Below are 19,933 nucleotides of genomic sequence, written 5' to 3'. Positions count from 1 at the left end.
TAAAACAACTAGCATGATCAAAAAATCCGTATTCGTATTTGTTTTATTTTTATTTGTTTCGGTGTGTCAGGGGCAATCGAAGTTTGAAAAATATTTTGAAGATAAAACACTAAGAATAGATTACATGATGGGGGGAGACTCCGAATCGCAAACCGTATTTCTTAAAGAACTGAAAGAAGAACCGCACTGGGGAGGAAGCAAAACCAACTTGATTGATATTTTCGGATATGGAACATTTGGATTCAAATTGTATGATGTGGAATCAGGAGATCTTATGTATTCTAAGGGATTTAATTCCTTGTTTCAGGAATGGCAAACAACTGCCGAAGCAAAAGAATTAAAGAGAGCATTCTATCAGGTAAATGTAATGCCATATCCTAAAAGTAAAGCTCGTTTTGTTTTGGAATCGAGAAAATGGAATGGTGAAATGGAAACCATTTGGGAGCATGAAATTGATCCTGAAAATTATTTTATTGGTAAAGAAAAACCAGTTAGTGTACCATTTACCAAAATAATGGGAAAAGGTAATCCTGATGAAAGTGTTGATATTGCTTTTATAGCTGAAGGCTACACTACTGAAGAAATGGGCAAGTTTAGGGAAGATGCCAAACGTGTTGCTGGTTACTTATTGGATGTTCCTCCCTTTGATAAATATGCGGAGCGCTTTAATATATATGCCTTGGAATCTGTATCGCAAGATTCAGGAACAGATATTCCAGGAGAGAATGTATATAAAAACACTGCAGTAAATACTACCTTTTATACTTTTGATGTTGACAGATATCTTACAACCTTTGATATTAAATCTTTACATGATATAAGCGCGAATGTTCCTTACGATCAAATTTTTGTATTAATCAATACCGATCGATATGGTGGAGGTGGATTTTACAATTATTATTCAAGTTGTTCGGCAGATCATCCACTATCATACGAAGTATCGAGTCATGAATTTGGACATGGATTTGTAGGTTTAGGAGATGAATATTACTCATCGGAAACAGCTTATGAGGATTTTTACAATTTAGAGGTTGAACCATGGGAACCAAACATTACCACTATGGTTGATTTTGATTCCAAGTGGAAAGACATGTTGGAGGAATCAACACCGGTTCCAACTCCACGTATCGAAGAATTTATTAAAACTTTAGGTGTGTTTGAAGGTGGAGGTTACATGTCGAAGGGAATTTACTCTCCTGTGCAAGATTGTAAAATGAAATCGAATAACGAAAAACATTTTTGTCCGGTTTGCGAAAGAGCAGCAGAACGAGTGATCTTATTTCATATTGGGAAATAAATCAGATGAATAAAACAAAAAATGCGCTTCAATTTGAAGCGCATTTTTTATGCTTTTTATTCAGGAATTATTCTACCTCTTCCTGTTTTTTAGCAATTGTATAGAAAATCAGTAGAGCAAGCCCTCCAAATAAAAAGATCATTGAGAAATAAGAAACTTCCTCGCTTAGTCTAGTGTAGGCATCAAGAATATTTCCGATTAAAATTCCTGCTGCAAGTCCAATTAGAAGAATTCCATACTTTAAACTTTGCAGTGTGCTACACTTTTTTTCTCCTTGTAAAATACTAATGTCCATACCTTTTTCAATTAATGCTTGTCTTTCTCTGTGGCGATGTACTAAAAATACAACCAATGGGATTACGCCAAATACTGATATGATTGCAACTACTCCTGTAATATCCATGATATGTGATTTAAGGTTAAACTTCTATTAATTCTATTATAAAATTTGAAAAGCTTTCTTGTTTTTTGCTTTCAACTTTATGACGCCACCAAATAAAAATCGGTTACAAAAAAATTAAGAAACTTTTAACGCTTTCAATTATTGTAATGAAAATCATTGCCTTAACTTGCATGTAATTGATAAGAAAAAAAGGATTCAATTATTATTTAAGCAGAGCTGTAACCGAATTGGGTAGATGTGCGTCTAAGTTGTAGAAGATTCGATAAAAGAGTAAATTTTTTAGATTGAAAGCAACATATTGGAACTAATGATTATCTTTATAGATGATGAGGATCTTATATCATTGAATTGAAAAGATTATTTAAGTATGGCATTTAGAAACGATAGCTATTATATTACAAAGATAAAGGCAGGCGACCCTGGAGCATATGCTGTTCTTGTAGATAAATACAAGAAGATGGGATTTAATGTAGCTTTGCAATTAATGGGAAATCGTGAGGATGCAGAAGAGGTTGCGCAAGATTCGTTTTTAAAAGCATACCAGGCACTGGATACTTATAAGGGAGAATCGAAATTTTCAACCTGGATTTATCGAATCATTTATAACACCGCAATATCACGGTTGAGAAAAAAAAAATTAGACACTAGTTCAATTGATGATGATTTTTCAGCATCAGTGAATGTGAAATCAACTCAATCAGCTGTTCAGGAATTGCAAAGTGATGAAAGAAAGCAATACATTAACAAAGCATTGCAATCGATGAGTGGCGAGGACAGGACATTGTTAACTCTGTTTTATTTAGAAGAGAATTCGGTTGAAGAAGTTTGTTCCATTACCGGATTAAGTACTTCTAATGTGAAAGTGAAATTACATCGTGCACGAAAAAAACTGTATTCGCAGTTGGAATTGATATTGCACGGGGAATTAAAAACGATACTATAGATTTCGAAAATATAAGAAAACCATGATGAAAAAAGAAGATATCTATAAAGACGAATTCATTAAAGAATTAATGAAGGATGCGAAATTGGAGGAACCATCAGACCGATTTACCAATCAGGTTATGGATAATGTCATGCAAGATTGGTTGGCTAAACCTATTGAGGTTAAGAAACCTATTTCGCGAAAACAATGGATTGGAATGATTGGAGTTTTGTTTCTTTTAACTCTTGTAGTTTTAGGAACTGATGTTAGAACATTGATAAGTGATTTGAATCATCCGTTCTTTAATCAATTGGATGCAATACTTCTAAAACCGCTTAATCAGATGTTAAACAGTGTATTTCTTAGCTTAAAGAAATTGCCTATCATGGTGTATATTGTGGTTGTAGCTATGGCAAGTTTAGCTGCTTTCGATCGCGTTGTAAATAAATTAATTCAATTTAGATAGTACAAACACAGCCGGCAGCCTTGCCGGAATTTTCAATATTTTTTGACTTTACTGCTCTTCATTTTGAAGGGCAGTTTTTGCATAAAAAAAGCCGCTCTTTGTAGAACGGCTTCTTGAAATATTATCTCTAGAAAGGAAGATCATCTTCTTCTGGAGCTGGAGGAACATCCTCAGCTTTAAATTCTGGCATTTCAGGAACTGGAGATTGTCCATTTTGAATTTTTTCAATTCTCCATGCTTCTAAATTTGAGAAGTAGTTGGTTTTTCCATCTTTTTCCCATTTGCGACCGCGAATGTTAAAAGAAACTTTTACCTCTTCGTACAAAGAAACAGTTTCCAAAAGGTCACATCTGTCTTGAGTTAGTTGGAATTTGATAAAATCATTCCAATCAGAATTTCTTTCATTCTCTACCTCAATAACAAATTCTCTTTTTTTAAAGCGATCGCTAATTTGTTGAGTATCATCTTTAGCAATTACTTTACCATTGATTTCAAAATTCATAGTATTTATTTGATTTTGGACTTATTCTTTAACAATTACAATTTTCTCAATTGAGTCATTTGCACGAATTGCATCGATTACTTCAACTCCCTCTACAACCTTACCAAAGCAAGTGTGGTTGCGATCCAAGTGAGAAGTATTTTCGCGACCATGGCAGATGAAAAATTGAGAACCACCAGTGTTTCTTCCAGCGTGAGCCATTGATAAAACACCTCTGTCGTGATATTGGTTTTCACCATTTAACTCGCAGTCGATTGAGTATCCAGGACCACCAGCACCTGTTCCATCAGGGCATCCACCTTGAACAACAAAATTAGGAATTACTCGGTGAAAGTTAAGTCCGTCGTAAAATCCGGATTCCGATAGATTAACAAAGTTTTCAACAGTTTTTGGAGCATCTTTCTCGTAGAATTCTACTTTCATTACTCCTTTTTCGGTATGAATTTCAGCGTACATGACTATTTATTTTATTGGTTTATTTACAGATTTATTTGCCTTTGAGCTTCAAAAACAAGATTCTAAATTTACAACATCGACTTGTGAGTTGCAAAAGTATGCAAATCTAAAAAAAGATATTGGCTAAAAAAAAACTAATAAAGAACCCCTTTCGATTTTCATCAAAAGGGGTTGACGTTTTTAATATATTGTCCTGATTATTTCAACAGGCTCAATTATTTTTTTTGATCTGGTTTTACAATTTCCAATAGCTCAACTTCAAAAATCAAAGTTTCGTTTGGTCCAATGTTACCTCCTGCACCACGTGGTCCGTAAGCCAATTTAGATGGAATAAAAAGTTCGTATTTAGAACCTACAGGCATTAATGTTAAGGCTTCAGTCCAACCTTTAATTACACGGTTTGCCGCAAAAGTAGTTGGTTCATTTCTTTTGTAAGAAGAATCAAATTCTTTTCCATCAATTGTGGTTCCTCTATAATGAACTTTTACCTGATCTGTTGCCATTGGTCTAGCTCCAGTACCTTCGCTAATAACTCTGTATTGTAAGCCACTTGCTGTAGTTACAATACCATCTTTATTTGCATTTTCAGATAGGAATTGTTCCCCTTTAGCAAGATTTGCTTCACCTTTCTGGGCTTGCAAATCACGTAAGTAATTGTTGATAATTGTATTTCCTTCACGAGGATCAATTGTCAACGAATCTTTATTGATCGCAGCTTGCATTGCAGCTAAGAATACATCTTCGTTAATATTAGTAAGACCATTACGTTCTAGGTTACTACCGAAATTAGCACCTAAACTATAACTTACTGAATCAATAGCAGTATTTAATGAAGCATCTTTACTTCCAACTTGATTACAAGAAACAAGGGTCATAGCTCCTAATCCTAGGGCTAGAGACAAAACTTTTAGTTTCATTTTGTGTTGTATTTTTGGTTAATAATTACACTACTTCTAGCAATTCTACTTCAAAAATCAAAGTTGTGTGAGGACCGATTAGGTTACCAGCACCTTGAGCACCATAAGCTAAGTCAGAAGGAACATATAATTTCCATTTTGATCCAACAGGCATTAATTGAAGAGCTTCAATCCATCCACCAATTACACCATTAACCGGGAATGTAGCAGGCTCACCTCTGTTAACCGAACTATCGAATACTGTTCCGTCGATAAGTGTTCCGTGGTAGTGACATTTAACGCTGTCAGTTCCTTTAGGAGTATCACCTTTTCCTTCTGTAATTACTTCGTACTGAAGACCACTGTCAGTTGTTGTTACACCTTCTTTTTTAGCATTTTCTTCTAAAAATTTCTTTCCAGCTTCAATTGCTTTTCCAGCTTGTTCTTCTTGAATTTTACCGAAGTACTCCTGTAGAATATTATTTGCTTCTTCTGGAGAAAGTTCTGGCATTTTTCCGTTAAAGGCAGCATCTAAAGCTTCCATAAAAGGATCAACACTAATAGATTTAACTCCTGAAGTAATTAGGTTACTTGCAATACTTAAACCAAGGCAATAGCTTACCTTATCTTGTTCTTCTGTGTATTTCATTATGATTTTATTATATGATTTCTGATTTCATTTATGATCAGTAAGATCACAAAGGTCGACTAAGGTAAGGCTTTTCCTGCAAATTTTCGAAAATCACAGTCAATTTAAAGTTTTTTCACATTTTATAAATTGTTAGAATCAATTCTTGTAGCTCTTAGCATATGTCGTTTACCCGGAGGTCCTGGCAATCGTTTAAGCTCGAAGCCAGATGCTCTTAAGGCTTGCTTTACAATTCCCTTGGAACAATAAGTGGTTAGTATTGCATTTGAATTCAAAGAGTGATAAATTTTTGTGAAAATTTCTTCAGTCCATAAATCTGGCTGTACTTCAGGAGCAAATGCATCGAAGTATACCAAGTCGTATTTAGTTGGAAAATTGTAGGTTTTTAAATCACCTAATAACTTTCGGAGAGTGAAATTATCAGTGATTTCAACATCAGAATTCCATTCCGATTTGTGTAGGGCAGTAAACAAATCCTTTTGAACCTGATTGTTTTTATCGGCGTAATTTAAGCTGTTAACATGTTCCTTTTCCAGCGGATAAAGCTCAATGGAATGATATATGACCTTTCGATTGGTTTTAAGAGACTCCAGGAGAGTTAAAAAGCAATTCAATCCGGTACCAAATCCTATTTCCAGGATATGGATCGGATTTTTTTCACAAAAATGAAATCCGGCATTTAAGAAAACATGTTTGGATTCTTGTACCGCACCATGAGTTGAATGATAGTGTTCATCCAAATCAGGCATGTAAAAAGTATGCGAGCCGTCTTCTGTTATTTTAAGTTCTCTTTTTAATTTCTTCATTTTCCATAGGATTGATGATGATTGAAGTTTGTCTCAATCGGCTAGGTATTAGACGAATCCAAAACTCTTGAAAAGGTAAAGGATGTTCGTTTTCAGGATGTTTATACAGTAAAATTAAAAACCAAATGAAGAGAATACTTCCTTTTAAGAAACTGGAAAGTGTAATTCCCCACCAAACACCTGTAACTTGAACAGATTCTGATGCTATCCAGCTTTGAAATAGTGGTAATAAATCCAATAAAGTATAGCTGAACAAGAAGGCAAAAGGAATTCGAAGAACATTTCCGATAATTCCCACTATTGCAGGAGGAATGGCACGACCAATTCCGTTAAAGGCGCCTGTTGCAGTTATTTCTATACTCATAAAAATTTGTGAAAAACTTAGGATAATAAGATAAACAGCTCCGAGTTGAACAACTTCATGTTCTGTGTTTTTTAAGAATAATCCAAAGATAGACTCACCCAAGAATAAAAATAAAGCAGTACTTATCAAACCAATGAAACTGGCAATTCCCAGAGTAATAAAAAATCCTTTTTGAATTCTATCCCATTTGCCAGCACCATAATTTTGTCCTGTAAAAGTTCCCAAAGCGGTTGAGAATCCCAATGCCGTCATCCAGGAGAGTGCTTCTATTTGCGCTCCAATAGATTGAACTGCAAATGGTATTTCATTCCCTTCTGCGATATTATTGAGTACCCTGGCTAAAATCATCGCAAGAAAAGCAAAACACACCGATTGTAAAGCTACCGGACCTCCCACTTTTACAATAGGACGTAAGTATTGTTTTTGAAGTTTACCAATGTAATTTTTAATGGACAAAGGGTTTTGTCGGATATATAAATTGTAAATGAATATTACAAAAACGGTGAATTGTGAGCCTACCGTTGCAATCGCTGCTCCTTTAGCTCCCATAGCAGGAATGTCTCCCCAGCCAAATATCAAAATTGGATCAAGAATGATATTTATTATTAATCCAATTGTATTTACAACGAAAGGAGTACGTGTGTTCCCAATTCCATTGTATATTCCAGAAATACTAATATTTGAAAATGTGAAAGGCATTCCAAATGCAATAAATCTGAGATAATTTACTGCTGTTTGGTTCACAAAATCATTTTCAATATTAAAAGTGCTAATGATGGGATGTGCAAAAATCCATACAATAATTGCAAAGGCTATTGAAATAAGTAGCGATAAGCTAAAAGCATTTTTCACAAAAGATCTGGCATCATCAAAGTTTTTTCTGCCTATAGATTGTGAAATACCTACTTCGGCTCCTATCTTGGTAATATACATAAGAGAAGTTCCAAACCAGACCAAGTATAGTGCCATCCCTACTGCGCTTACAGTTTCTTTACCAACATGACCTAGCCAGGCCATATCGGTCATGTTGTAGGCCATTTGCACAAAAGAGGTTGCGATAATTGGTATTGCCAACTTTACAATTTGCGGGAATATATTTCCCGAAGTAAGATCTTTAATTCGATTCACTAGATAAGTATGCTTTTGGTTCTTAGTAATGCTACAGTTTTCACTGTTAAGTAAGGTTCCATAGAGTTTTTAATAAGAGTGTAAAATTACGAAATTAGATAGGATTATTTTTTGATTGCTCGTTGAATATTTTAAATATTTGCCTTGATAAACTATGGACGAAATTCGAAAAATTATTCATATCGATATGGATGCTTTTTTTGCTTCGGTTGAGCAAAAGGACAATCCAGAACTAAAAGGTAAGCCTGTTGCTGTTGGTGGATCGGGAGATCGCGGCGTGGTTGCCGCAGCAAGCTACGAGGCTCGAAAGTTTGGTGTTCGTTCCGCTATGCCATCGAAAATTGCTGCGAAAAGATGTCCTCATTTGATATTTGTTCGGGGGCGTCACGACCGATATAAAGAGATTTCGAATCAGGTAATGAATGTGTTTTATGAATTTACAGATTTGGTAGAACCTCTTTCAATCGATGAGGCATTTTTAGACGTAACTCACAACAAAAAGAATCTACCTTCGGCAACTATAATTGCCGAAGAAATAAAAAAACGAATTAAAGAGGAAACGGGTTTGACAGCCTCAGCAGGAATATCAGTAAATAAATTTCTGGCAAAAATTGCTTCCGACTACCGTAAACCTGATGGCATCTATGTAATTCCACCCAAAAAGGTTGAAGATTTTATTGCCGATTTAAATATTGATAAGTTTTTTGGTGTAGGAAAAGTTACTGCAGACAAGATGCATAAGCTTGGGATTTTTAAAGGTAAAGATTTGAGAGAAAGATCTCTTTTGGAATTATCAAGACTATTTGGAAAACAAGGAGCTTACTATTATCAAATTGCCAGAGGAATTGATGATCGACCGGTAAATCCGAATCGGATTCGAAAATCAGTTGGAGCAGAGCATACTTTTGAGAAAGATCTCGCGGAGATTTCGGAGGTGAGAAAGGATATGATGAAATCTGCTGAGGATCTGCACAAAAGGTTAAAACGTAGTGGATTTAGAGGCAGAACTCTTACCCTAAAGTTGAAGTACAGCACTTTCGAACAGGAAACACGAAGCAAAACTTTGCTACATGAAATTCACGGGTTAGATTTTATTATGAATTTAGCTGACGATCTGCTCAATCAGGGAGAGCTAAAAAACAGCGTTCGCCTGATTGGTTTAACGGTTTCGAATAGAATTGACGAAACAGAACCTGTACAGTTAACTCTTAATTTTTAATAGCTTAAGAAACTTTATTGATGTATTATTAGTGTATTGTAAATAATTGTTATCATTTATTTGACAGTGATATGCGATATATTTTTAATTTTGCAATTCAATAAAAGACCAATTTGTATTTTATTATAAGTAGAATGACACAAAATCTAATAAGAACTCTTAGTATTGCTATTGTTTTAGCAATTGGTACAGCCTGTGGTACATCCAATAAACAAACTCAAGAAGTAAAGAATGCCTACACAGTAAATTCTGTTTATGATGAGGTGGCTAAAGTAGATACTGCTTTTTCGAACCTTATAAATTCTTATAAAATTCAGCTTGATGATCAGATGAATGCAGTAATATCTGTTTCGGATGAGGCTATGATGACTGGAAAGCCAGAAAGCAAGCTATCCAACTATATTGCGGATGCTATGCTTGAAATTGGACGAACATTCTGCAAAGAAAATGATTTGAATCATTCCGTTGATTTTGTGGTGATGAATATGGGCGGGATTCGAACAGCTATGCCAAAAGGTGAAATTAGTACCGGTAGAGTTTTCGAAATGCTGCCTTTTAAAAACAAACTGGTTGTTGTTGGAATGAAAGGAAGTGATGTGAAAGTACTGATTGATCAACTTGCCGAATTTGGTGGAGAAGGAGTTAGTGGTTTACGTATGGGAATTAAAAACGAAAAAGCGGTGGATGTTCTTATTAATGATAAAGCTATTGATGATTCTAAAATTTATCATGTAATGAGTGTTGATTATTTGGTGAATGGTGGAGGTGGATTTACGGCTTTCGAGAATCGTGAAACCTTTAGGCATTTGCATAAGAAATTAAGATCAGAGATTATAAAATATATGAGTGAGAAATACCAGCAAGGACAAAATATTTCTTCAAAATTTGATGGGAGGATTTATCATGTGGAATAGAAGAGAATTTGTTAAGAAATTAGGATTAACTGGTGTTTTTATTGGTGCAGGATTAGCATGGAAAAACTCTTTTGCTTCTTCAAAAACCTTACAGAAAATAACGATTTTACATACCAACGATTTACACAGTAGAATAGAACCTTTTCCAGCTAACGATCCAAAGTTTGGTGGATTAGGTGGTTTCGCAAGAATTAATGCACTGGTAAATAAAATTCGCCGCGAAGAGGAGAATGTCCTATTATTCGATTCTGGTGATGTTTTTCAAGGAACGCCTTACTTCAATTTTTTTAAAGGTGAAGCCGAATACAAACTAATGTCGAAAATTGGTTACGATGCAGGTAACATTGGAAATCATGAATTCGATAATGGGATAGAGGGAATTGCCTCGCAATTGAAGAATTTGAAATTTCCATTGTTGAATGCCAATTACGATTTTAAAGGAACCGAATTGGAGGGTAAAATTCCGGAATATAAAATTTTTAGGAGAGGAAATTTAAAAATTGGAGTGTTTGGTCTTGGAGTAAATCTGGATGGATATGTGGAACCACAAAACCGAGGACCAATTGAATATATCGATCCGGTGGATGTGTCACAAAAAATGGTGGACATTTTAAAGAATCAAAATCATTGCGATCTAATTGTTTGCCTTTCTCACATGGGACATACGAGTCATTTTGGAGAAGATAGCGATATGGAATTTGCCAAAAATACCAGAGGAATTGATGTGATTTTAGGAGGTCATTCGCACACTTTATTGGAAGAACCAGAAAAAGTTTTAAATCTTGATGGAGAAGAAGTACTGATCAACCAGGTCGGATGGGCAGGTATCGCTCTTGGACGTCTCGATTTTTATATCGATAAGGATAAAAATGAGAAGCTTACTTCATCAGAACTAATAAGAGTTGGTGAAAAATTAGCATAAAATTGAGTAAATTAGAAAAGTAAAATCCAATATAAATTTGAATAAATTCAAACTAGATAAGTCGAATTGGGCTGAAGCGGAGGGTTGGCTTTCCATTGCGGGGAATGTTGTGCTTTTTATATTGAAGTATTGGGCTGGTTTGGTTACCGGTTCCATTGCAATTATTGCCGATGCCTGGCACACCTTATCCGATAGTTTGAGTTCTGTGATTGTATTGATTGGAGCTAAGATATCTAAAAAGCCAGCCGATGAAGATCATCCATTTGGTCATGGTCGTGCCGATTTAATAAGTGCATTCATCATTGGAATTCTTCTGCTTTTAGTAGCCTTCGATTTTGTTATCGAATCATACCACACCTTAAAAAATGGTGAGTCCTCTCAGTTCGGAACCATTGCTATTGTGGTGATGATTATATCCATTGTTGTGAAAGAAGCATTGGCACAGTTTGCATTTTATGGTGCACGAAAAACCAATTCGAAAGTACTTAAAGCCGATGCCTGGCACCACCGAAGCGATGCTGTTTCGTCGCTTGTAATCTTAGTTGGAATATTTTTAGGGAAGTATTTCTGGTGGATTGATGGTGCTCTGGGCTTAATTGTTGCCATTATGATTGGCTATGCAGCTTACGAAATTATTAGAGATTCCATCCATTCTTTGCTTGGCGAAAGTCCGGATAAGGAATTGCTGAATGATCTGAAAAAAACCTGTGAAGAGGTATATCCGCATGCAATTAATCCGCACCATTTTCATGTGCACAATTATGGCGATTTTACCGAAGTAACCTTTCATATCAAATTACCTCACGATATGTCGATAAAAATTGCGCATGATATTTCTACTGAAATTGAAAAGGAGATTAAAAAGAAATACGGATTTGTAGCCACAATTCATATTGAACCCAGAGATCATGTTTAGTTTGTAACAGAAACTTCAACTCTAAATATTGCAGAGATTATACCTTTACTTCATAAGCGGGGGGAGGTGTTTTGGGGACTCATAATAATTATCAGTATAGTTTTCCTCTTAATAATTTCTTACTTTCATGATCTCACACTAGCTTAGCAACTATGGAAATGAAAGAAGGATTAATTAAGGATTCTTATGAGCTTATAATTAAAGAATTGCAATCTGTAGTAACTGTTTTTTACCTTTTTATGGTGGGAATGGGAATGTTATTTAAGCATCAAAAGTTTTCTGAGTTTGGTATAAATATTTTTCAATATGCTGATGTGTTCGATTTTCTTATTGCTCCTTTTCAAGATTTTATAATCGTGTTGTTTACTTTTGCTTCATTAACATTGATTTATCTTCTTTACAAATTCGATAAATTTTTGGAGAAAAAATTCCCCAAATCTTATTCTGTTTTTTCTTTTGGTTTAAGTAGAAAATCGTGGCACACAACGTATAAGAAAATAACCTTTATGTTGGGGTTAATGGCTTATTTGTATTTTGCAGCAGACTATTACGGGGAACTATCTCACTCTTCAATTAATTCAAAGGAGAAATATAAAATTCACTATATCGATAGCAAAACCATTAGTGGTAACCTGATAGGAAAAAACAACAATGTTATTTTCTTATGGGTAAATCAGAGAGTGAAAATTCTTCCGATTACAGATGCCATTCGTGTAATGGAGATCGTTAATAAGTAAGGATTTATTGTTTAAGCGATTTGTTTTTCTTTTAACACTTTCGTTTTCTTGGAAAAGAACACAGCTGTAATAGCACCACCAATAACCAAAACCGCTCCTAATAAAGAATAAATGGTAAGGTTTTCTGCCTTAATCCAGTCTACCTGCATTTCGGTAAGAACAGCCATTGTTAGTAAAGTGATGATTGGGTTGAGGGTAACAATGATACTTACCTTATAGGCTTCGGTATATTTAAAAGCCAAGGCAATACTCCCATAAGCCACTAAGGTATTTATGCCAAGAAAAATAACAATTAACCAAGTGTTGAAGGATAAACCAGAGAAAGCTGAAAAATCAGCCATTGGCGTGTAGATTAATGCAGGAATACCATATAAGACCATATTAAGCACCTGTGCAGGATATTGCTGAACCAGTTTCTTCTGTAATGCAGCATATAAAACCCAAGTCACGGCAGCCAATTCTACCCAGAAAAATCCTTTGTTAAAGGCATCGGTATCGTGAATGAAAGTTTGCAGTTGGTTGCGATAGAAAAGGAACAAGCCTAAACCTGCAATGGCAAAACCAATCATTTGCTTGTAATTTAGTCTCTCCTTAAAGAAAATTACACCTACCAGGGCAAGTAAAATGGGACCGGTTTGTATAATGATTTGAGCATTGCTTGGACTTGTGTAATTCAATCCTTGTAAAAAACCCAGGTAGTTAACTCCAAGTGCTACGGCTGCAATCACTAATATCAGTGGAGGACGGGTAAATATTTTTAACTGCTTTTTGTCGGTTAGCAAGTAATAAATAAACAGCACGGCAAAGGCAAATGTAAAGCGAAACCAAACGATACTTATTGGATCGATTTCCTTTAAGGCAACCTTAAGAAAAATGGGAAGAAATCCCCATAATAATGCGGTAAGCATGGCGTACAATACGCCCTTTAAATTGCTTGAATTTACGAGTTTATTCATTTGTTTGCAGTTCTACAGTTTCTTTATTTAGAATTAATAAATGCAAGCAAATGTATGAAAAAGAACGATTCGAAAATGCCTTGTTTTGAATTATTTAATATGATTTATTTCAGGTAATTCAGCTTTTCAAAAGCTTATGATTTCCATATCTCGAACCTCAGGTTTATGGAACCAGGCAGTAACATGTCTAGCATCTCGAAGATGCTAGACATGTGGTTTATTGTGCTGACAGCTGTTGGCTGTCAGCTGAATGCTATTAATTATTTAAACCATCTCTGGCAATTGGAACGAAACAAAACCCAATGCTTTCCATACCTCAACCACTTGGTTCAGACTTACCTCAAAGGATAAATATTCCTTGTTATCGGAGTTCAATAGTAGCTGGTTGTTATCGAAATCTTTTACTACACGCTTGTATACAATACCATCATCAGTAGTAACAACAATGTGACTGTTATTATTTTTAATCATTTCCCAATCCTGCAGGTATTCACAAATGATATAAGCGCCGGCGGGAACAGGAAGCATACTTTCGCCCTCAATCTGAAAAGCACGGTAAGTCTTATTTTCCGATAACTCGGCAAATGGCATTCTGAAATTCGGAAGTTCGCTAATGAATTCTGCATCGGAGTGTCCGTTAAGATATCCAGCCGCAGCTTTTACAGGAACAAGGCTTATCATTTCCTCATTCTTATCATCAACCAGAATTGGCAGAACTCTTAATTTCTCTCCTTTGGTGTCTTGCTTGGCTTCTTTATCGGCTAAATTTAAATTACCATTCACCAACTCTTCTAAATTTCGGTTGAAGTAGTTCGAATACTTTAAAAGAGTAGCAATTTTGGGTACGCTTCTTCTTTTTTCGTAAGCGCTGATAGATGACGAACCCACGCCAATTCGAGCTGATAATCCGTTTTGAGACAATCGCTTTCTTAGTCGTAAATGTTTTAAGTTGTTATTTAAGTTCTTCATGTGTAAAGTCGGTAATTAAAAATTTCGGACAACAAATGTAATGCTTTGTGTTAAGCTTTTGACCTCAAAAAAGTACAATTGATTCTTAAAACTGTCCATTTACCAATCAGATTCTTCCAACTAATTTTAATTGAGTAAATTATAGATTCAATGAAAAATGGCATGCAATAAATAATTGTATCAAAATATTGAGTTAAGAATTGATTTTGTACTTGTTAATGGAGGTTATGTGATATGAAGGCATCAGATTTAATTGTAAAAGCATTAGAGAACGAGGGAGTAGAGTATATTTTTGGAATTCCAGGTGAAGAAAATCTGGATTTTTTGAATTCTGTAAAAGAATCAGATATAAAATTGATTTTAACACGACACGAGCAGGCTGCAGGATTTATGGCTGCTACCTATGGCAGATTAACTGGTAAGCCTGGTGTTTGTTTGGCAACATTGGGTCCGGGAGCTACCAACTTTGTAACAGCAGCAGCTTACGCTCAGTTGGGCGGAATGCCCATGATCATGATAACGGGTCAAAAACCAATAAAAACAAGCAAACAAGGTCGTTTTCAGATATTAGATGTGGTAGATATGATGAAACCCATCACAAAATTTACCCGCCAAATAGTAAATGGAAATAATATTCCTGCCTTGGTTCGGGAGGCTTTTCGAGTCGCTGTTGAGGAGCGCCCTGGAGCTGTGCATTTGGAATTGCCCGAAGATGTGGCAGCAGAGGATACCATCGAAACTTTATTTGAGACCAATCACATTCGTCGTGCAAATCCTGAAATTAAATCCTTACAAAAAGCTGTGGAAATGATTCAGGAAGCCAAACGTCCGTTGTTACTAATTGGTGCTGGAGCAAACCGTAAAAGAACATCAGAGGCTTTATGTGAATTCATTGATAAAACAGGAATGTACTTCTTCAATACTCAAATGGGAAAAGGCGTTGTTGATGAGCGTCATCCACTTTATTTGGGAACTGCAGCCTTATCGGATCATGATTATTTACATTGCGCTTTAGAACGAGCTGATTTGATCGTAAATGTTGGGCATGACGTAATTGAAAAACCTCCATTTTTTATGGAACATGGTGGCAAGAAGGTTATTCATGTAAACTTTTTCGCCGCACAGGTTGATGAGGTATATTTTCCGCAACTGAATGTGGTGGGAGATATTGCATTTTCGATAAAAGAATTAACAGGTTTAATCGAGATTCAGCAAGATTGGAAATTCGATTACTATGAAAGGATAAAGAAGGAAGTAGACAAACACATCTCTACTAATTCAGATAACTCACAGTTTCCTTTAATTCCTCAATTTTTAGTTTCGGAAGTTAGAAAGGCATTGCCCGAAAATGGTATTCTAACTTTAGATAATGGAGTTTACAAGATCTGGTTTGCCAGAAATTTTCCAGCTTATCAACCCAATACCATATTATTGGATAATGCATTGGCTACCATGGGAGCAGGATTTCCTTCGGCTATGGCGGCAAAAATGGTGCATCCCGATAGACCAGTTGTTACAGTATGTGGAGACGGCGGATTCATGATGAATTCTCAGGAATTGGAAACAGCGGTTCGTTTAAACTTGGATTTGGTAATTGTGATTTTGAACGATAGTGCTTATGGTATGATTAAGTGGAAACAGGCAGCTCAGAATTTCGAGAATTTTGGTTTGGATTACGGTAATCCTGATTTTGTGAAATACGCAGAAAGTTACGGAGCAATTGGACACAGAGTGAATTGTCCCGAAAATTTTACTCAAACGCTACAAAAGTGCATCGAAAGCAAAGGCGTTCATTTGATTGATGTTCCTGTTGATTATTCCGAAAATCATAAAGTACTGAACGAAGAACTTTACGCAAAAACATGTATTTTGTAATGCACAAATAAACACACACAAACAATGAACACAATAAAAGTAAATTCGCCATTCGATGGTAGTTTAATACAAGAAATTCCCCTATTGAATGAACAGCAAGTGGAGGAAAAGATATCAAAAGCATACGCTCTTTTTCAGGATAGATCTCGATGGTTAGAGCCTTATCAACGAATTGAAATATTGGAAAAAACCAAGGCAATTATGCAGACTCGCGTTGAGGAGCTTACAAAAATTGCAGCCGCAGAAGGTGGAAAACCATATCAGGATAGTAAAGTAGAGGTTTTAAGAGCCATAAATGGAGTTCAATTGGCAATTGAGCACATTGGTCAGATGAAGGGAGAACAGGTTCCTATGGGAACCACTGCAGCTTCTATCAATCGCTGGGCTTTTACCATGCGCGAACCTATTGGTGTTGTTCTTAGTGTGAGTGCATTTAATCATCCGCTAAATCTAGCTGTTCACCAAATTATTCCTGCTTTTGCGGTTGGTTGTCCTGTATTAATCAAACCTGCAACAACAACTCCCATGTCGGCTATTGAATTGGTAAAGATGATGAAAGAAGCTGGTTTGCCAGATGATTGGGCAGAAGCGGTAATCTGTGATCGAGCAAATGCTGAAAAATTGGTGAAAGATTCAAGAGTAAATTATCTTTCTTTTATTGGATCGGCAGAGGTAGGTTGGAGTCTAAGGTCAAAGCTTGCGCCAGGAACTAGATGTGCATTGGAGCATGGAGGATCCGCTCCAGTTGTTGTTGAAGCTGATGCGGATTTGGATCAAACCGTACCTTTGTTAGCAAAAGGTGGTTTTTATCATGCTGGTCAGGTTTGTGTTTCGGTGCAAAGGGTATTTGTACAAGAACAGATTATTGATGAGTTCACAAAGAAATTGGTGCAGAATGCTAAAGCTTTAAAAGTTGGAGATCCTTTAGATCCAACTACTGAAGTTGGACCACTAATTCAAACTTACGAAGCGGATAGAGTAGAACAATGGGTTGATGAGGCTGTGAAAGATGGAGCAGTATTGCTTTGTGGAGGTAGGCGAATTTCAGATACTTGTTATGAACCGACTGTTTTACTAAATCCATGTCAGCATTCGAAAGTATCGCAACACGAGGTGTTTGGTCCTGTTATTTGTGTGTATTCCTATTCGGATATTCAGGAGGCTATCCATCGATCGAATTCACTGCCTTTGGCTTTTCAATCTGCAGTTTTTACCTCAAATCTTGATTTGGCTTTGAATGCGGTGAACCAATTTAATGCATCCACTGTAATGGTGAATGATCATACTGCATTTCGTGTAGACTGGATGCCTTTTGGAGGAAGAGATGCATCGGGTATTGGAACAGGAGGAATCCCTTATTCAATGCATGAAATGACACGCGAAAAATTAATGGTAATAAAATCAAAAGTGTTGTAAGAATAATCATAAATAATGTAGAAGCCCGGATTGATATTCGGGCTTTCTTTTTAGATATGTATGTGCTACACTTTTAATCTTTTAAAAGTACAGTTGAAACTGAGAATTGTCCATTTACTTCAAGATAACTATCCCATATATTTGTAGTAAATGATTTTAAGACAGGAGGTTTGAGATGAAAAAGGTGTATCATTCAGCAGATTCGAGAGGCACTTCAAGATTAGATTGGTTAGATAGTAGGCATACATTTAGTTTTGCAGATTATTATTGTCCAGAGCGAATTAGTTTTGGCACATTAAGAGTACTAAATGATGATATGATAAAGGGTGGAATGGGTTTTGGAACGCATCCGCATCAGGATATGGAAATCATATCAATACCAATAAAAGGAGGGCTACTACATAAGGACAGCACAGGACATGAGGAAATTATATCTGAGAATGAAGTGCAGGTTATGAGTGCAGGAACTGGAATAATGCATTCTGAATACAATGCCTCTTTAACAGAGGAAGCTCATTTTTTACAAGTTTGGATTTTACCATTAAGTAAAGGAGTAAAACCAAGATACGATCAGAAAATTTTCTCCATTTCTCGAGATAAAAGTGGTATACATCTTATTGTGGCTCCCATGAATTCAAAAGAAGATGTACTTGAAATCAATCAAAATGCATTTATTTCTAAAGGGATACTGAAAAGTGGAGAAAGTATTGACTATGTAAGGTATTCAAAATCAAATGGAATTTATATTTTTTTGATTGATGGAGAATTGTTAATTGAAGGACAAATAATTAGATCCAGAGATGGTTTTGGTTTGTATAACAAGAATGAAATTCAGCTGAATGTAATAAGAGATTCGGAGTTTCTAGTCTTAGAAGTTCCGATGAGTTAATATTATTGTTATTAGTATGTTAAGCTTTTGGAAGTGCTGTAAAATATCAGGAAACAGCTTTAAAAAGTAAGTTCTTCAAGGTGGATGCTATCGTAATTATACTATCTTTGTGTGATGTTGGAAAAACTGATAAAAGTCATTACCTTAATATCAGTTGTCTGATTTATACAAAGTAAGTATCAAAATTATATACTATGGCAAACCGACCAGTTACCATCAAGGACATTGCGGAAAAATTGAATATTTCTGTTTCTACTGTCTCTCGAGCTCTAAAAAATAACCCCGAAATTAGTCTTCAAACCAGAGAATCGGTTCAGAAATTAGCGAAAGAGTTAAAGTATCAGCCAAATCCATTAGCAGTAGCATTGAAAACACAGAAATCGAATACAATTGGTGTAGTAGTACCTCAAATTGTAAGTTCATTTTATGCTTCAGTGGTAAAGGGAATTGAACAGGTTGCAGATGAGTTTGGTTATCAGGTATTCGTGAGTTCTTCAAATGAAAAAATGGAGAAGGAAGAGAAGAATGTAAACGGATTTTTAAATATGAGAATGGACGGTATTATTCTATCGCTTTCTCGTGCTACAAGTACATACGATCACATTCATAAAATTCAGGATTTGGGAGTACCTATGGTACTTTTCGATAGAACTTCGAAAGAACTTGAGGTTTCGAAAGTAGTTGCTGATGATGCTGCTGCTGCCTATACTGCTGTAAATCATCTAATAGATGGTGGAGCAAAGCGTGTAGCTTTTTTAACCGGACCAGAATACATGCTATATGGTAGAAACCGTATGCGTGGTTATAAAAAAGCTTTAGCTGATAAGGGAATGAATCTGGATGAAACTTTAATTTCTCGTTGTGATTTCACAGTAGAGGATGCAAAAAAGGCTTCATTGGAATTATTGAGTCGTTCTAATCGTCCTGATGCTTTCTTCGCAATTAACGATGAATTGGCAATTGGAGCAATTGCTGCGGCAAAAGAATTGGGAATTAAAATTCCGGAAGAGCTTGCTGTAGTAGGATTCTCGAATAGTCGTCGTTCTCGTTATATGGAACCTTCTATGTCTACTATGGATCAAAATCCTAAACAAGTAGGTCGTGAGGCTGCGAAATTGCTGTTCGATCAAATGGAAGACAAGCCAGGAGCAAAAGATGCGAAAGAGGTTGTGGTTCATGCCGATCTTTTGGTAAGAACATCAAGTGAAAAATAATCTTGAAATTCAGA

General features: G+C 35.8%; 21 protein-coding genes. 12 read left to right on the top strand and 9 right to left on the bottom strand.

Features of this window, described 5'->3' with window-relative positions:
* Positions 1-13: 13 nt before the first annotated feature.
* The gene (locus GCQ56_RS10860; RefSeq protein ID WP_152734482.1) at positions 14-1,297 is read left to right on the top strand and encodes a M64 family metallopeptidase; all 1,284 of its coding nucleotides are present in this window, start codon (positions 14-16) and stop codon (positions 1,295-1,297) included.
* Between the two features lie 67 nt (positions 1,298-1,364).
* On the opposite strand, the gene GCQ56_RS10855 is transcribed toward GCQ56_RS10860, so the two are convergent.
* A complete protein-coding gene (locus GCQ56_RS10855) occupies positions 1,365-1,700 on the bottom strand; it encodes a DUF6249 domain-containing protein (protein ID WP_152734481.1) in 336 nt (111 codons plus the stop codon).
* Between the two features lie 367 nt (positions 1,701-2,067).
* On the opposite strand from GCQ56_RS10855, the gene GCQ56_RS10850 reads away from it, so the two are divergent.
* Both GCQ56_RS10850 and GCQ56_RS10845 read left to right on the top strand, forming a co-directional pair.
* The gene (locus GCQ56_RS10850) at positions 2,068-2,643 is read left to right on the top strand and encodes an RNA polymerase sigma factor (protein WP_152734480.1); all 576 of its coding nucleotides are present in this window, start codon (positions 2,068-2,070) and stop codon (positions 2,641-2,643) included.
* A 22-nt stretch (positions 2,644-2,665) separates the two neighbouring features.
* On the top strand, positions 2,666-3,091 hold the full coding sequence (locus GCQ56_RS10845) for a hypothetical protein (protein ID WP_152734479.1): 426 nt from the start codon (positions 2,666-2,668) through the stop codon (positions 3,089-3,091).
* 127 nt (positions 3,092-3,218) lie between these two features.
* Here the strand turns inward: GCQ56_RS10845 and GCQ56_RS10840 are convergent, their stop codons facing one another.
* The 6 genes from GCQ56_RS10840 to GCQ56_RS10815 all read right to left on the bottom strand — a co-directional run bounded on the left by GCQ56_RS10840 (position 3,219) and on the right by GCQ56_RS10815 (position 7,892).
* Positions 3,219-3,593: a DUF3127 domain-containing protein gene (locus GCQ56_RS10840; RefSeq protein WP_152734478.1), complete on the bottom strand. Its 375-nt coding sequence runs from the start codon at positions 3,591-3,593 to the stop codon at positions 3,219-3,221.
* 21 nt (positions 3,594-3,614) lie between these two features.
* Positions 3,615-4,049, bottom strand: coding sequence for a peptidylprolyl isomerase (locus GCQ56_RS10835; protein ID WP_152734477.1), 435 nt, complete (start codon positions 4,047-4,049; stop codon positions 3,615-3,617).
* Positions 4,050-4,264: 215 nt separating this feature from the next.
* Entirely contained in the window at positions 4,265-4,966 is a 702-nt protein-coding gene (locus GCQ56_RS10830) for an FKBP-type peptidyl-prolyl cis-trans isomerase (protein ID WP_152734476.1), read from the bottom strand.
* A 25-nt stretch (positions 4,967-4,991) separates the two neighbouring features.
* A complete protein-coding gene (locus GCQ56_RS10825; RefSeq protein ID WP_152734475.1) occupies positions 4,992-5,594 on the bottom strand; it encodes an FKBP-type peptidyl-prolyl cis-trans isomerase in 603 nt (200 codons plus the stop codon).
* Positions 5,595-5,716: 122 nt separating this feature from the next.
* Entirely contained in the window at positions 5,717-6,400 is a 684-nt protein-coding gene (mnmD, locus tag GCQ56_RS10820) for a tRNA (5-methylaminomethyl-2-thiouridine)(34)-methyltransferase MnmD (protein ID WP_152734474.1), read from the bottom strand.
* Positions 6,375-7,892 carry an MATE family efflux transporter gene (locus tag GCQ56_RS10815; protein ID WP_152734473.1) on the bottom strand — a complete coding sequence of 506 codons (1,518 nt, stop codon included), beginning with the start codon at positions 7,890-7,892 and terminating at the stop codon, positions 6,375-6,377. Before GCQ56_RS10815 ends, mnmD begins: the two co-directional genes overlap by 26 nt.
* 154 nt (positions 7,893-8,046) lie before the next feature.
* Here GCQ56_RS10815 and dinB point away from each other — a divergent pair, with 154 nt between their 5' ends.
* The 5 genes from dinB (at position 8,047) to GCQ56_RS20285 (ending at position 12,600) form a co-directional block, all read left to right on the top strand.
* A complete protein-coding gene (gene dinB, locus GCQ56_RS10810; RefSeq protein ID WP_152734472.1) occupies positions 8,047-9,111 on the top strand; it encodes a DNA polymerase IV in 1,065 nt (354 codons plus the stop codon).
* Positions 9,112-9,245: 134 nt separating this feature from the next.
* Positions 9,246-10,025, top strand: a complete 780-nt coding sequence (locus GCQ56_RS10805) for a 5'-nucleotidase C-terminal domain-containing protein (RefSeq protein ID WP_152734471.1) — start codon at positions 9,246-9,248, stop codon at positions 10,023-10,025.
* Positions 10,000-10,947 (top strand): bifunctional UDP-sugar hydrolase/5'-nucleotidase, encoded by a 948-nt coding sequence (locus tag GCQ56_RS10800; RefSeq protein WP_227006051.1) that lies wholly within the window; start codon positions 10,000-10,002, stop codon positions 10,945-10,947. Before GCQ56_RS10805 ends, GCQ56_RS10800 begins: the two co-directional genes overlap by 26 nt.
* 37 nt (positions 10,948-10,984) lie before the next feature.
* The gene (locus GCQ56_RS10795; RefSeq protein WP_152734470.1) at positions 10,985-11,863 is read left to right on the top strand and encodes a cation diffusion facilitator family transporter; all 879 of its coding nucleotides are present in this window, start codon (positions 10,985-10,987) and stop codon (positions 11,861-11,863) included.
* A 158-nt stretch (positions 11,864-12,021) separates the two neighbouring features.
* Positions 12,022-12,600 (top strand): hypothetical protein, encoded by a 579-nt coding sequence (locus tag GCQ56_RS20285; RefSeq protein WP_193323767.1) that lies wholly within the window; start codon positions 12,022-12,024, stop codon positions 12,598-12,600.
* Between the two features lie 11 nt (positions 12,601-12,611).
* Here the strand turns inward: GCQ56_RS20285 and GCQ56_RS10785 are convergent, their stop codons facing one another.
* Positions 12,612-13,556: a DMT family transporter gene (locus GCQ56_RS10785; RefSeq protein ID WP_152734469.1), complete on the bottom strand. Its 945-nt coding sequence runs from the start codon at positions 13,554-13,556 to the stop codon at positions 12,612-12,614.
* A 264-nt stretch (positions 13,557-13,820) separates the two neighbouring features.
* Positions 13,821-14,525, bottom strand: coding sequence for a LexA family transcriptional regulator (locus GCQ56_RS10780; RefSeq protein WP_152734468.1), 705 nt, complete (start codon positions 14,523-14,525; stop codon positions 13,821-13,823).
* Between the two features lie 234 nt (positions 14,526-14,759).
* Here GCQ56_RS10780 and GCQ56_RS10775 point away from each other — a divergent pair, with 234 nt between their 5' ends.
* From GCQ56_RS10775 to GCQ56_RS10760, 4 genes are all read left to right on the top strand, one after another.
* Positions 14,760-16,400, top strand: a complete 1,641-nt coding sequence (locus tag GCQ56_RS10775) for an acetolactate synthase large subunit (protein ID WP_152734467.1) — start codon at positions 14,760-14,762, stop codon at positions 16,398-16,400.
* 24 nt (positions 16,401-16,424) lie between these two features.
* On the top strand, positions 16,425-17,816 hold the full coding sequence (locus GCQ56_RS10770) for an aldehyde dehydrogenase family protein (RefSeq protein ID WP_152734466.1): 1,392 nt from the start codon (positions 16,425-16,427) through the stop codon (positions 17,814-17,816).
* Positions 17,817-17,991: 175 nt separating this feature from the next.
* Positions 17,992-18,705 carry a pirin family protein gene (locus GCQ56_RS10765; RefSeq protein WP_152734465.1) on the top strand — a complete coding sequence of 238 codons (714 nt, stop codon included), beginning with the start codon at positions 17,992-17,994 and terminating at the stop codon, positions 18,703-18,705.
* A gap of 194 nt (positions 18,706-18,899) precedes the next feature.
* On the top strand, positions 18,900-19,919 hold the full coding sequence (locus GCQ56_RS10760) for a LacI family DNA-binding transcriptional regulator (RefSeq protein ID WP_152734464.1): 1,020 nt from the start codon (positions 18,900-18,902) through the stop codon (positions 19,917-19,919).
* The last annotated feature ends 14 nt before the right edge of the window (positions 19,920-19,933 follow it).

The sequence above is a fragment of the Marinifilum sp. N1E240 genome (genome assembly GCF_009295825.1).
Lineage (GTDB): Bacteria > Bacteroidota > Bacteroidia > Bacteroidales > Marinifilaceae > Marinifilum_A > Marinifilum_A sediminis.
The sequence above is the reverse complement of the archived record's forward strand: the minus strand, read 5'-3'. Positions and strand labels throughout refer to the sequence as shown.